The sequence below is a fragment of the Vibrio sp. M260121 genome, from assembly GCF_036533715.1.
Taxonomy (GTDB): Bacteria; Pseudomonadota; Gammaproteobacteria; order Enterobacterales; family Vibrionaceae; genus Vibrio.
Window position 1 is genome coordinate 16,616 of record NZ_JATABF010000049.1, and the last position, 12,604, is coordinate 29,219.

Sequence of the window (12,604 nt, forward strand, 5' to 3'; positions counted from 1 at the left end):
TTATGAAAACCTTCACCCTCGCTGTTTTGGGCGGGCTCATCACGTCTGCGTGTTGGGCCGCGCCTTCGGGACAGCTTAATGATGATCAACTGTTTATCACTGGCATCAAAGCGCCACTGCCAAGCTCGCCCCCTGAGCTGCAACAAGGCTACGTAGACGTTGGGCAAGTCTCTGCCCCGCAGCCTCAAGCGGTAGAGCGTGGCAAGATGCCTCTAAAGCGCATCGAACTGCGCAAAGTGGGACCGAACATTCCAACGGGCGAACCTCAATCTCAAGTGCTGGCGCCCTTACCGTCGAGTGCGAGCGCGCCTTCTGGTGACACAAATAAAACGACGAGTGGCGCCACAACGTTTTTTGTCGCCGCGGGCGAAGCGCCCTATCGCGCACTCCAGCGTTGGCTAGATAAAGCGCACATCACTAAAGTGGCGTACGGCCTCAGCGATGAGCAGCAAGCCAAGTTGCTAGAGCCTATCGAGCGCAACAAAAACTTCACCGGTAGCCTTGCCGTGTCCATTCACGAACTCGGCAAAGCATTGGGCATACCACTGCGTTTTGATGTCCAGCGCGGCATTGCCGCCATCCACACCTTAAACACCATGCCTGATGTGCAGTGGGTACACGGCGCCAGCTTAAAAGAAGCGGTGGCGAATTTAGCCCACGTCTACGGTTGGCAATGGCATAACGACGGGGCTCGACCGTCTTGGATGAGCGATGACGATTATCCGCTGATGAGTGAATACGGCATCGTCACTCCCCGCGGCGCGTTTGATTTAGCGCTCGATACCGTCCTTGAGGGCTACCCCGTGCAAGCGCAGCTTATCCCCAGTTCGCGCAGTGTGTTTATTAGAGAGAAAGAATAATGAAGCTCAACACCATGAAACCCCATTTACTCTTTGTGCCTCTGGCCATGATGCTGCTAAACGGCTGCGTCAGTCAGGACTACCTTGACCACAAAGCCAATGCCGACCAAGTCCAAAAGCAGATGGAAGACGCGCGCTCAAACAACGCGACACCACTTGGCAACGTGCAATACTTGACCAAACCGCCCGCTCTGGCCACGCCAATCAAACAAGACAAAGCGCCAAAGTGGCTCCAACAAGAAGTGCGCATCAAAGCCAATCAACTGCCTTTATCGCTTGTGCTCTCGATGCTCGTGCAAGGCACCAATGTGGAAGTGTCGTTTGACCCCGACGTAAACCCAAACACACCGATAACGGTCAACACCCGCGCCTCGCGTAAGTCGATTTTAAACCTCATCAGTAGCTTGACCCATTACGGCTTAACGCCAGAGCAAGACTCGCTCACGGTGGGGTACTATCAAACCGAAACCTTTGTATTGACCATTCCATCGGGCGCCAACTCCGCGCAACAAGGCAGTCAGAGCGAAGAAAGCAGCAGCGACGATGAAGGCGATACCTCGACCACCAAAGTCGATGGCCAGTACATTACGACGGTGTACAACAACACCGAAATCACCACCGAAATAGCAAAAGCGGTCGAAGCGGTCCTCAAAGATGAAAGCGAAGATGATGGCGATGAGCTCGTCGGTGATGTGCGTGTGGTACCAGGACTGACTGCCATCACCGTGCGCACTACGCCAAGTCGCATGGCGCAGGTTCGCCGCCTGATTGACACCTATCAAGCCGAGCTGACTAAACAGGTCTTTCTTGATATTCGCGTACTGGAGTTTCGTTCGAACTTAGGCAAAGACCAAGGCATTGATTGGAACCTAGTGAAAGATGTCGGTGACGGCACCTTAAATTTCATCATTCCTGGCACGTCCGCCACCTCTGATTTAGTCAGTTCAAGCAGCGGTCTGGCTTTCCAAGGTACGGGGAAATGGGATGGCACCACCGCGTTTATCAAAGCACTGGAGCAACAAGGCACGGTTTCAACCGATACACCTATCGGCATTTTGACCAGTAGCTCGCAACCGGCGCGCATCTCTCAAACCGTCAAAACGCCTTACCTGTCAGACATTTCAACCGAAGTGACCGACACCACCACCTCAACCAGCACCACGCGCGGCAATGTGGTGGAAGGCATCGACATGATGGTCAACACCAACGTGAAAGATGATTTCGTCTGGATACGTACCGCGGGCAAGTTAACCAAAATCGCCGGTGACAGCACCGAAACCATTGATGACGCCAGATTGCGCTTTATCTCCACGCGCAGCGCCGATTTGTCGTTCACCAACAAACTGCGTTATGGCCAAACCGTCATCATTGGATCAGTGAAACAGCAAACCCAAACCGCCAATAAGTCATCCAGTTTTGGCTTTGATGGCCTTGGCAGTCAAGTAAGCGGACAAGAGACCGTGGAAACGCTGATATTGCTGACCCCAAGGAGAGTGAAGTAATGACGCGCCTTCCTAACCATGTGGTGACGACGCTAACGTCGTCATCCCGCTGGCAACTGGCGCGGCAATTCCCGGGCAAGTACCAGCTCACAATAGAAAGAGACGGATGGCGTACGCGCTATTACAGCGATGAACCGACCGTCGCCATCAGTGAAGCGTGGCGAAACAAAGTGGAGCAAGACATCGCGCCTGACAATTGGTGTTTACTCGACCTTCACGAAAAAGACGTGCTGTTTTTTATGACCGTTCGCGGCCATGTGGTACGTGAAGCACGCCTAGTGCCACTGGATGAGTTGGATGAAGTCAAACTCAAACTGTGCGAGCAAGTGTTTGTCACCGAAAAGCTCGCTCAAAGCGAGGCAGTTCTCGACTTAAGCGCGGTCAGTGACAAAATCGATACGGCCCCAGTTCTTGAGCCTCAAGATAAACAAGCGTATGCACTGAAATCTCAGCGCCCGAAAACGCTGGCCGTGACGGCCATTGTGCTCAGTGTGTTGTTGATTGGCGTCAGTCAGTTCACTCACTACCAAGCCAAACCGAAAGACACGGTGCAACAAGTGATCGATGAGTATCACGCCTACCGCGCATCGGTCGGGCGCGCTCAAAGCGCCGCCGATGGCATGATGCACGCCCTGTCCTTGACCGCAACCAGCGCCCTCGCTCCATCAGGGTGGGCGTTAAGCAAAATCTCCCTTAAAGGGGATCGTTTCGTTGCCGTCATCAACCGCGAAAAAGGCGGATTATTATCGGTGGCCAAAGCTTGGTTAGCCAAACATGATTTGAGCGCCAAGCTCAATCCTAATGCCAATTTGACCATCGATTCTCTGACGCTCAGCCGCCCCATGACGGGCAAACTGGACAAGTGGACGAAGGAGATGGCACCCGCCGAATTGGGGCAACGCCTCGCTGACACGCTCATCAAACTGGGTTGGGACATCACGAGCAGCAAAGAAAGCAAAGCGATGCTTACCAGTACGCTCGATATGACGCTGAAAAAAAATGGCGTCACGTTAAGTGAACTGAAAAGCCTCGCTACGCTTTACCAGCCCCTTCCGGTGGGCTTAAACGCATTCACGCTCACCCCGAACGACGATGGCACTTACCGCGTTGAAATGCGCATTCAATACCTTGGAGAAGTTTCATGAAAATCACCAAAGCCCATATTCAAATCGGGATCTTAGCAATAGGCGGGCTCTCTGTGACGGGCATGTGGCTCGCCCCTCAATTCAACACGCCGCCGTCCATTTCAGTGCCCGCTAAACAAACGGCGCCAAGTACGGTCGCTTCTACGCCTTCACCAAAGGCTTTGCCCGATACGGTGGCGCCCGTGGTGAAGAAAAAGCCCAAACCACAATCGGTCACACCCACTCTGGCGCTCGATGTGAATGCGCAAAAGCTCATTAAACGCTCAGAGCAATTAGCGGTGGCTAAAATGGATTCGCAGATTGCCGAAGAAAAATCACGCACTCGCAAGGCCAATCAAAAGGAAAGTAGCGAAGGGCGAAGTGATTACGTCCCGTCAGTGGCGGTGATTGAACAGCCTTACTCGCCGCCCTCCACCGTTAGCCCCCATTCCTCTCAACCGGCCATTGACCGCGTCTCGCTCAGTGGCCTTTTTGTTGATGGCAATGAGGCAAGCGCCTACCTCGCATTCGATGGTGGCCAACCGTTTCTGGTTAAAGCCGGTGATTCGGTTAAGGGCGTCAGTATCACCAACATCAACGGTAATGGGGTTCGCCTAAAACAAGGCGCGCGCATTCGCGTTCTGGAAGGTGGCCTATGAGTCACTTTCCCAAACTGACCGACAGCGAAGAAAAAACGCTGCTGACCTTGTGTCGTGACGATGGTTACACCATCGTCAATGCCGCGCTCACCGTGCAAACCTCGAATCTCAATGCGCCCAATCTGGGGCGCATCATGGACTTGCTTCAAGGCAGTAAAGCGCTGCTTGGACAAGACGTCATCGTCGAAGAGGTGCCGCAAAGCGTCATCGATGAGGCGCTGGCCATGTTCAGCGATACGCAGCATCAAACACTGAAAGAGCAAGGCGAGCAAAACGTCGTCGAACGTCAACTTCAAGCCCTGTGCCAAACCGCCGTAAATGAAAACAGCTCTGACGTGCATGTGCTCACCACGCCTGACAGTACCTTGTTTTTACTGCGCACGGTGGGCGTTCGCCGCGTCATCAGTCGCTTTCATAACCACCAAAGCGCGCAAAACCAACCGCGTCAAGTGGGTTTGGCGTTGATTGATTACGTGTTCTCGACGCTCGGTGGGCAAGACATCAAATACACCCTGCCCGCCAATGACCGATTCAGCCTTCCGCTAAAAGTCGGCAATGAGCTGCGCTTGTTTGAATGGCGCGCGGCGCTCATTCCAACCCACGATGGCCCGAAACTGACACTGCGCTGTCTGACGCCAAAAAACAAAGCCTTGTCACTCGAAGACATGGACTTACCAACCCCATATTTAGCCACGCTTATTCAAATGGTGCACAAACGCCAAGGGGGGATCATCATCACCGGTCCGATGGGTTCCGGTAAAAGCTCCCTGGTGTACGCCCTACTTGAAAAAGTAGACCGCATTGCGCGTAACGTTCATTCCCTGGAAGACCCAGTGGAGTTTTCACAGGACTTCGTCAGTAAAACCCAAGTGCAGCCGAGCCTTGAGACCTTTGAAGGCTCAGGGGTAAAAATGGATTACGCCTTTTACTGTAAAGAGACGCTGCGTCACGACGTGGACATCTCCAACATTGGTGAAATCCGTGATACGCCCACGGCAGCTGAATTTTGCCGTAAAGCTGAAACCGGTGGGTTGGCACTGGCCACCTTGCACACCAACAGCGCATTAGGCGTCGCGCAAACCTTCATCCAGCAACTGAAAATGCCGGCAGCGATTGTGGGCGCACCAGATCTAATGGCCATGTTCGTCCACGTCAAACTGGTGCGCAAGTTGTGTGACTGCGCGTTCTCGTTTGCTGACCGTGACTCTGAGGAAGCAAAAAAAGCGTACTCCAGCATCAACAGTTCGGACAAGCTGGCGCTCAAAATCAGCCAACTTGAAAAGCTGTGCTCAGAGGATGAGCTCAAGAACGTGCGCCTGCTCAACCCTTGTGGCTGTGACAAGTGCAATCAAGAAGGCGGCGCCCTTGGTGAAAATGGTCGCCTCGTGGTGATGGAAATGATTGTGCTCGATGACGCTGACCGTCAGTTCATCATCCAAGAGGACGATTTAGGTTGGAAACAACACCTAAAAGCCCAAGGTTGGCCAGATATTAAAGACCACTGTAAATCGCGCATTATGCGCGGTCAGGTTGATATTCTTTCGGCTTCCGAGCAAGTCGATGATCTAGTGCCCGTGCCCGTCACCGATATTTACCGAGCGATGCAGGAGGCGCTATGAGCTTCCTTATCTTAGGGAAAACGCTGGAGCAATGGACCTTCTCCAGTGATGAGCAAGTGGCGTTTTTAGACCAATGGCTCAAAGCCGACCGATACAAACTCACCACCAAAGAGTTTTGTCAGTCATTGGTTGAAAACGGCACCGACGCCCTCAAGCAAATCGGTCAAGCCGGACTTGATGCTCCAGGGCAAGGTCAACGTTTCGTTGATGTACTCGAAGGCTGGTTTCCAAGTGTGGTTCTAAGCTCGATACGCGCCGCGGAAAGCGCGGGACAACGCCACATCGGCTTGCAAACGGCAATTGAGCAGTTAAAGGGCGGTGAAAACATTGTGGCTAAACTGGTCAAGATGCTCGCCTTTCCTTACGCCCTCACCCTCGGCGCGGGCTTTTATGGCGTCTACATCGCCGACAAAATGCTCGGCGCCATTGATAACCAACCAGGCATTGGGCTCACGGTGCGCAATTTCTTTGCCGACTATGGCATTGCCATCGCCGCGGTCTTTGCCCTACTTCTTCTGGTACTCGCCATTGCACTGCCCAATTGGACAGGTAACAGTCGCAAGTTCAGTAACGATTGGCCACTGTTCTCACTGTATCGCGTGGCGGTGGCGTCCACGCTGCTGAAAACGCTCGCTAACCTCACCCAATGCGGCATGAAACTCAGTGATGCCTTAGTGCAAGCCGAAATCCGCAATACGCCGTTTGCCAAAGCGCACATCCAAACCATGCGCGAACAAGCGATTGGGCAAACCAACCTCGGCGCCATTCTCGATACGGGTCTCTTACTGCCAAACGAACTCAGCGCGATGAAGGTCCTTGGCACTCGCGTCAGTTACACCGAACTGCTCAGCGAAAGCGGGCAACACCACAGTGAACATGTGGCGAAACAGCTCGAAAAAATGCAGCTCTGGCTACCGAAAGCCGGATTGCTGGTCACGATATTGGTGCTTGGGTCTCTCATTGCCAGCGCCACTTACCAACTCTATCTCACTTTGATTTAAGGACGCGTTCACGATGCAAATGAACAATACCACCACTCAATTCAACACAACTAAAGAAGAAGTAAACACGATGCACACCGAAGTAAATTCAACTAAAGAGAACTTAACCCCATTAACAGAAAGCTCGCCAATCAAAAGCAAGAAGCAGCGCGGCGCGTCCTTGCTCGACTTTATTTTCTGGATGGGGCTGGCTGCGATTGTGATTGCGGGGATTGCTGCAATGGCAAGTTCTGGCAAAGGCAAGCTCAAAATCAACAACACCTTAACCGAAGTCAGTGAAATCCGCGCCGCCGTCGATGCGTGGGCGGGTGCTGGCGCCGATACGGCGGGCGTAAGCCTTTCCGAAATCTGTACCGAAGGCTACGGCTACAGCAATGCGGCGTGGTGTGACGTCAACCAATACGGCGGCACATACACCGTGACAGCAAACAGCTCACACTCCTCTTATGTCGATATTGCCATCAGCAACATTGAGCAAGACAACGTGCTGGCTCTAGCCAACCAACTGGCGCCTGTGAGTACCGAACGCTGCGCCAAGGCCGACACTGATTGTTCTAGCGTTGTGGTCTCTGACACGACCATCACCGTCACCATGTAATGACGCGCCAATCTGGCGTGTCGATACTGTCGTTTTTATTGGCTCTACTTTTAGCCAGCGTCTCGCTGGCTATTACTGCCGCAATCGGCTCACACCTGTTGCGGCAAACCAATCAAAGCGAAGAGTTCAAATCGGTCATGGTGGACGTATTTCAAGGCATGGACGCCGCCATCAGTGACCAATGGCAAGACTCAGGCTGCCGCGCCCTGTCTGAGCCGCCCACTCTGCAAACCCTCGTCAATGATTACGAGGTGCCCGCCTCCGTGTTGACGTCCCCTTACGCCATTTCTATCGCGTATCGCACCCCAACCGGTGCCACGTTGAGTTGGGGCATCAAAGTCACCGTGACGCTGCCCGATGGTCTGTCGGGTTATTCACTCACGCGCGCCGCCCAAAGCGTCGCGGATGACGTGTTCATCACCGAGCGCACCATCACGCTCTATAAAGGCGTCGCCACCATTAACTCACAACTGCAACACCAATATTTTGATGGGGAAACCGGTTGTATGCAGGAGGATTACGAATGATGAAACGCCAACGAGGACTTGGCTTACTGGATGTACTCTTTGCGCTGGCGCTGCTGGGGCTGATTTACGCGGGCGCCGCCAAAGTGCTCATGACGCAAAAAGAAACGAACGCCGCACAAGACTACCGCGTTCGCATCGAGCAGGTCATCGAAGCGCTCCAGAAATACCAATACCAGCAACGCACCATCAAGCCACCGGTTGCCGTGATTGATGAGTTCCCGACCGAACTCAATGATTTGGTGACCACCGATGAGCAGTTCTGGATCAACTGTAGCGAAGCCGACGAAACAGCAAGACGCTGTATCCGCCCCGATTCCGTGCCGTGGACGCGTGAGCGCATCGGTTATGAAGCGGGCCATAAGAGCATCACCATTGGCACCGAGCTGAGAGATGTGGCTTACGCCCAGCTGACCTTTCCGCTATCGAGCAGCGTCATTGAGCCGATTTACCGCGCGAAATGGGCAACCGAACTACTCAAAATGCCTTACGCCAAAGCGCAAACCAATGGCGACATCATTGTCACGGTTTATGACCCGCTGCTGTCGCAGCTCTATGACGAGTTCTTGCAGCGCGATGGCAGTGTCGCTCTCACCGACGATTGGGATGTGGGCGGTGATTACTCCATCACCAACGCTCATGATGTGACGATTTTGAACTCGGATGGCACGCAGAAGATCGTCAGCCAGGGTTTGGTGGATATCTACACCGTCGCTCATGGCGATAGGGTCGAAAAGCCGTCTTGCCCCGAAGGCTCGCAGCCTTACATCGCTCTAGGTTTGGGGAAAATTTTCATCGAAAAAGATTACCAGCTAACGGGGAGTCAAAAGCCCTACCTAATAAGTCAAACATCCGATTATTGGCAGGTCGGGCTTGAGGTACGAGTGAAATCACTCATCACTGGAGATCTAGACATCAAAAATGAAGGCGAAGTGACTGCCTTTACCCAATGTAAATAGCAAAGGAGCTATCTAATGAAAAAACTGTTATTACTGCTGCCCATCTTATGTCTTAGCGGGCAAGCGTTAGCCAAAGTGTCGTATGAAGACGCAATTGAATCCAATCGCCCTTACCACGATGCCAATGGTGCCGTGCATATTCCTCCGGATACAGAAGGCCTCGGTCCAGATGAATTACCCGACAGTTCCCAAAACGGAGATTTAGGGCACTGGGTCAAAGTCTCCAGCACCACTACGGATGTGGTCAATGCGGGCGCCTATTCCGCGCTGCTTTCCCCTGATTCTGCGGGGCAAGCGTGTTACAAAGGCACCAAAGGGCTGATTCTGGCCACCGCGCGAGAGTGTAACAACTGGAACTCGGGCGGTTGGCACTGCGAGGGCTATGGACCAGAAGCCATCACCGATTACGGTTACAAAGCCGAATGTAAGTAACGCCACCAAGAGGCTTGGGCGATCAAGCCTCTTTCACAAGATCCTGACTTGCGCATTTTTTAGTCTTGATACAATAACCTTGCAAAAATGAATGACATAAGGCATCACCATGCGTTTACCTTCCTTATCACTGATAGCGCTTAGCTTACTGTCCGCATCAAGTTATGCGGTAGAAAATGGCACTCCTGTCGATTGGAGCCAACATGACGATACGGTTCGCTTAGATAACTCTACCAATAAGAGTCTTTACTGCACTGCCACTTTAATTTCAGGACACTACGCCATCACAGCGGGACATTGCGTTGATGACGGTGGACTCGACATTATGACGCCATCGGACAGCGAAAACTTACCTCTTAGTGCACAATGGATATCCCCAGAATACACCGATGAATATGACCGTCGTGCGAAAGACGTTGGTATCGTTCGCGTTGATGACCCTGTCGATTATCGTTACATCCAATTTTTAAACATTGACGAGCAAAGCGAAGGAGAACCAATGGTGATCCGCGGCTTTGGTGGCACTGTCGATTCGCTCAATCAAGCTGACTTTACGTTCAGTAACTACCATTGGGATAAAGAATTTCGAGTATACGCAGATACGGTGAATGAATCGCACACCACTGGCGGCGATTCTGGCGCAGCATGGACCATCAATAAGGACGGCAATGAGGAAATCTTTGCTATCCATCGTGGTAAGTCAACGAACCCAAATACAATGGAACAATCTGCCGACGGCACCACCATCCAGTCAGTGCAAGACTTCATCACTGAAACCATTGATGGCTGGCATTACCCAACGCTCGCGGATACTGATGCGAATGGCAAAACGACGATCACCATTCAATCACTGCATCGAGACGACGTTGTGGATACCGCTTGGGGTGACAATGTCACCATTACCGGTGGCACCTGTTTGGATGGACTCATCAAACCCTTTGATAAATGTACGTATGACATCGAAAGTGACGGGACTCAAGGCGAGCTTTACTTAACCGATAACGAAGTCATTCACATCAACAAACCAATCGAAAATACAGGTGGGGGTGACGGTGGTAACAATAACACTGATAACGATGATAGTGGTGGTTCTATGGGCTTTTGGCCTCTCCTTCTTCTAGGCATTGCGACTTTACGCCGCAAACGCTAATCTCGCCTTCATTCATTTTTGTGTTCAGGTCAGCCTTATCGCTGGCCTTTTGTTTTTACGTTGGCTCAACGCACTCTAGGGCTTATCCCTTAAAGGCTTGAGCCACTTATCCACTGAAAGCGGGCATAAGTTCGGGATAAATCATGAACAACACCATTGAAGCGACTCCCCAAACGGGGCCAATTGACCAACATTTCATTGCCGAGCACATCTATCAGCTCCTGGGAAACTGTCGAGAAGACCCCGATTTGAGCTGGCTTTATCCGCTCATCAAAACGGCCATTGCGGAAGCGGCCTTGATCCACACTCACGGCAATCAACGTAAAGCAGCGAACATACTTGGAATACATCGCTTCACGGTGTCAGCGCATTACCATGCTTATTCGAAATGGAAGAAAGGGCGAAGCCAATAAATTCTCTACTTATTCGTCAGTATATTTAGAGGTCATCGGCATAAAGACTCTAATGATGATAGTAAAAGCGGCCTATGATAACCTATCATTGTCATCGAAAGCTTTTGGCAAGCTATTAAATCAGTAGTGAAAAAGGATAGAAAAATCCATCAATTATCGCTTATGATTGCCGTCGGGAGCTTTTGGTTGTCTACTAAAAGCTTGATCTCTGCTGGCGGTAGATAAACAAAAACCCCGAATGAACTATAAATTCAAACGAGGTTTTAGTGTATGTACGTAGCAATACAGATACTAGCCTCTTCACTGACTGGAGGCAAGCGATGCCGGATAAAAAATACGCTCTTTTAGGGCTTATCACTGTATGTATGACTGCGCTGTGCGCGCTATGGATGGTACGCGACTCACTGTGTGAGTTCGAATACCACAACGCAAATACAAACGTTCTGGCAACCCTCGCCTACGAAGTGAAGTAAGCTGGCCAGGAAGGGCGGTTACAGGAAGCCGCTCTTCCTGATTCAGTTTGCTAAGTATAACGGCCAGAAGCTCCCATTACTTTTCTTGCCCGTTTCGTTCGGCACACAAACTCTTAATCTCCAACTCTAAACACAAACCTTCTGCGTCAATTAAAGCGCTTTTGGCGCCTCTCTGCGCCCTAAATAAATTAAGGAACATCCCATGCTCTCCAGACTTAAAGAAGAGTGGTTAGCGTTAACGCTCATCATTTTTGTCATTTCTGTAACTTCTGCATTTTGCTACACCATTTTATTGGGCTTCGCATCTACACCAACTTCAACATTTAATGAAGCGAACCAAATCGCACTCAGTTTGTTAATACCATCAGTATTATGGTTATCTAGATGGTCTTGGCGCTGGTGTGGACCGATGGACCTTCGCCCTCAAATAGTTTTCTCTCTGATCAGTTCGGTCATGCTTTCAATCGAGATGACTAATTTATTACAGATTGCGCATAACGCTGGTTTGAATGAATGGTATATCTCTATCCCCGCAACAATCTTACTTCTCCTTATCGATGGCATACACACTCTTTACAGAAAAAGAAAGTAGTTCAGCCGCCACAAACTGCGCATCGTCATTACGAATTACATTGAGGAAAAACCAATGTCGATCAAACAGAAGTTGCACCACCTTTTTGTCGAATTGTTCATCGCTCCAAAAGAACAAAAGTCTAGGTCGTATCACGACCTAGACCCTAAGATTACCCCGTTAGTGGACGCATTAAATTCGCTTGAAAACGTCACTACGATTGCTTCTTGCCAGGGACACGCTGTCGGATGGTTAGAAGCGCCTTACGTTTATTTCAACGCCTCAGTTCCCATGGTTCAGAAAATCGTGACCATCATTAGACAAGCACACTTAAATGATAAGTTTCATCACGCTTGGAAAATCACAGGCGAGTTTAACGAACAAAATCAACTCACTTTCACGCTGTCATCGCCATACTATGACGAAAACTATCTTGAAAAGAGAATAATAAGCTTGGCTTGGCATCGAGAGAAAGTAGACCAAGACATCAATACGTTAGTGCAAATTATTAACCAAATAACGCATGAACATAACTCATGTAATCTTTACTGATGAACTCATAAGTCAAATAACCGATCAATCCAACACTCAGGAACAGAGCAAGATATTTGTCCCTTCTGTTTTTTCGAGCTTTAAGTTCAAAAGGATCTTGAGAACGACATCTAGGGCACATATCAGCATCGGATGCCAGTTCACTCCCACACACATGACAATTTAAT

At 50.9% G+C, this 12,604-nt stretch carries 15 protein-coding genes; all 15 read left to right on the forward strand.

Annotation, left to right across the window (positions count from 1 at the left end):
- Positions 1–2: 2 nt before the first annotated feature.
- Entirely contained in the window at positions 3–860 is an 858-nt protein-coding gene (locus QTO06_RS21375; protein WP_024700473.1) for a hypothetical protein, read from the forward strand.
- Between the two features lie 14 nt (positions 861–874).
- Positions 875–2,362, forward strand: coding sequence for a type II and III secretion system protein (locus tag QTO06_RS21380; RefSeq protein WP_024700474.1), 1,488 nt, complete (start codon positions 875–877; stop codon positions 2,360–2,362).
- The gene (locus tag QTO06_RS21385) at positions 2,362–3,507 is read left to right on the forward strand and encodes a hypothetical protein (protein WP_024700475.1); all 1,146 of its coding nucleotides are present in this window, start codon (positions 2,362–2,364) and stop codon (positions 3,505–3,507) included. Before QTO06_RS21380 ends, QTO06_RS21385 begins: the two co-directional genes overlap by 1 nt.
- A complete protein-coding gene (locus tag QTO06_RS21390) occupies positions 3,504–4,145 on the forward strand; it encodes a hypothetical protein (RefSeq protein WP_024700476.1) in 642 nt (213 codons plus the stop codon). The genes QTO06_RS21385 and QTO06_RS21390 overlap by 4 nt, the downstream gene beginning before the upstream one ends.
- Complete coding sequence (locus QTO06_RS21395; protein WP_024700477.1) at positions 4,142–5,764, forward strand: GspE/PulE family protein; 1,623 nt, start codon at positions 4,142–4,144, stop codon at positions 5,762–5,764. The genes QTO06_RS21390 and QTO06_RS21395 overlap by 4 nt, the downstream gene beginning before the upstream one ends.
- Positions 5,761–6,765: a hypothetical protein gene (locus tag QTO06_RS21400; RefSeq protein ID WP_024700478.1), complete on the forward strand. Its 1,005-nt coding sequence runs from the start codon at positions 5,761–5,763 to the stop codon at positions 6,763–6,765. The genes QTO06_RS21395 and QTO06_RS21400 overlap by 4 nt, the downstream gene beginning before the upstream one ends.
- A gap of 13 nt (positions 6,766–6,778) precedes the next feature.
- On the forward strand, positions 6,779–7,363 hold the full coding sequence (locus tag QTO06_RS21405) for a hypothetical protein (protein ID WP_025499476.1): 585 nt from the start codon (positions 6,779–6,781) through the stop codon (positions 7,361–7,363).
- Positions 7,363–7,890 carry a hypothetical protein gene (locus QTO06_RS21410; RefSeq protein ID WP_024700480.1) on the forward strand — a complete coding sequence of 176 codons (528 nt, stop codon included), beginning with the start codon at positions 7,363–7,365 and terminating at the stop codon, positions 7,888–7,890. Before QTO06_RS21405 ends, QTO06_RS21410 begins: the two co-directional genes overlap by 1 nt.
- Entirely contained in the window at positions 7,887–8,846 is a 960-nt protein-coding gene (locus QTO06_RS21415; protein WP_024700481.1) for a PulJ/GspJ family protein, read from the forward strand. The genes QTO06_RS21410 and QTO06_RS21415 overlap by 4 nt, the downstream gene beginning before the upstream one ends.
- A gap of 75 nt (positions 8,847–8,921) precedes the next feature.
- Positions 8,922–9,278 (forward strand): hypothetical protein, encoded by a 357-nt coding sequence (locus QTO06_RS21420; protein WP_331409713.1) that lies wholly within the window; start codon positions 8,922–8,924, stop codon positions 9,276–9,278.
- Between the two features lie 109 nt (positions 9,279–9,387).
- Entirely contained in the window at positions 9,388–10,428 is a 1,041-nt protein-coding gene (locus QTO06_RS21425; protein WP_024700483.1) for a trypsin-like serine protease, read from the forward strand.
- Positions 10,429–10,571: 143 nt separating this feature from the next.
- Positions 10,572–10,841, forward strand: coding sequence for a helix-turn-helix domain-containing protein (locus QTO06_RS21430; protein ID WP_024700484.1), 270 nt, complete (start codon positions 10,572–10,574; stop codon positions 10,839–10,841).
- A 320-nt stretch (positions 10,842–11,161) separates the two neighbouring features.
- Entirely contained in the window at positions 11,162–11,314 is a 153-nt protein-coding gene (locus tag QTO06_RS21435) for a Hok/Gef family protein (RefSeq protein ID WP_024700485.1), read from the forward strand.
- Positions 11,315–11,516: 202 nt separating this feature from the next.
- On the forward strand, positions 11,517–11,906 hold the full coding sequence (locus QTO06_RS21440; RefSeq protein WP_024700486.1) for a hypothetical protein: 390 nt from the start codon (positions 11,517–11,519) through the stop codon (positions 11,904–11,906).
- Between the two features lie 54 nt (positions 11,907–11,960).
- On the forward strand, positions 11,961–12,437 hold the full coding sequence (locus QTO06_RS21445) for a hypothetical protein (RefSeq protein ID WP_024700487.1): 477 nt from the start codon (positions 11,961–11,963) through the stop codon (positions 12,435–12,437).
- The last annotated feature ends 167 nt before the right edge of the window (positions 12,438–12,604 follow it).

Coding starts and splice junctions, on each gene's coding strand:
- QTO06_RS21375 (WP_024700473.1), top strand. CDS start 3: ATGAAAACCTTCACCCTCGCTGTTTTGGGCGGGCTCATCACGTCTGCG.
- QTO06_RS21380 (WP_024700474.1), top strand. CDS start 875: ATGAAACCCCATTTACTCTTTGTGCCTCTGGCCATGATGCTGCTAAAC.
- QTO06_RS21385 (WP_024700475.1), top strand. CDS start 2,362: ATGACGCGCCTTCCTAACCATGTGGTGACGACGCTAACGTCGTCATCC.
- QTO06_RS21390 (WP_024700476.1), top strand. CDS start 3,504: ATGAAAATCACCAAAGCCCATATTCAAATCGGGATCTTAGCAATAGGC.
- QTO06_RS21395 (WP_024700477.1), top strand. CDS start 4,142: ATGAGTCACTTTCCCAAACTGACCGACAGCGAAGAAAAAACGCTGCTG.
- QTO06_RS21400 (WP_024700478.1), top strand. CDS start 5,761: ATGAGCTTCCTTATCTTAGGGAAAACGCTGGAGCAATGGACCTTCTCC.
- QTO06_RS21405 (WP_025499476.1), top strand. CDS start 6,779: ATGCAAATGAACAATACCACCACTCAATTCAACACAACTAAAGAAGAA.
- QTO06_RS21410 (WP_024700480.1), top strand. CDS start 7,363: ATGACGCGCCAATCTGGCGTGTCGATACTGTCGTTTTTATTGGCTCTA.
- QTO06_RS21415 (WP_024700481.1), top strand. CDS start 7,887: ATGATGAAACGCCAACGAGGACTTGGCTTACTGGATGTACTCTTTGCG.
- QTO06_RS21425 (WP_024700483.1), top strand. CDS start 9,388: ATGCGTTTACCTTCCTTATCACTGATAGCGCTTAGCTTACTGTCCGCA.
- QTO06_RS21430 (WP_024700484.1), top strand. CDS start 10,572: ATGAACAACACCATTGAAGCGACTCCCCAAACGGGGCCAATTGACCAA.
- QTO06_RS21435 (WP_024700485.1), top strand. CDS start 11,162: ATGCCGGATAAAAAATACGCTCTTTTAGGGCTTATCACTGTATGTATG.
- QTO06_RS21440 (WP_024700486.1), top strand. CDS start 11,517: ATGCTCTCCAGACTTAAAGAAGAGTGGTTAGCGTTAACGCTCATCATT.
- QTO06_RS21445 (WP_024700487.1), top strand. CDS start 11,961: ATGTCGATCAAACAGAAGTTGCACCACCTTTTTGTCGAATTGTTCATC.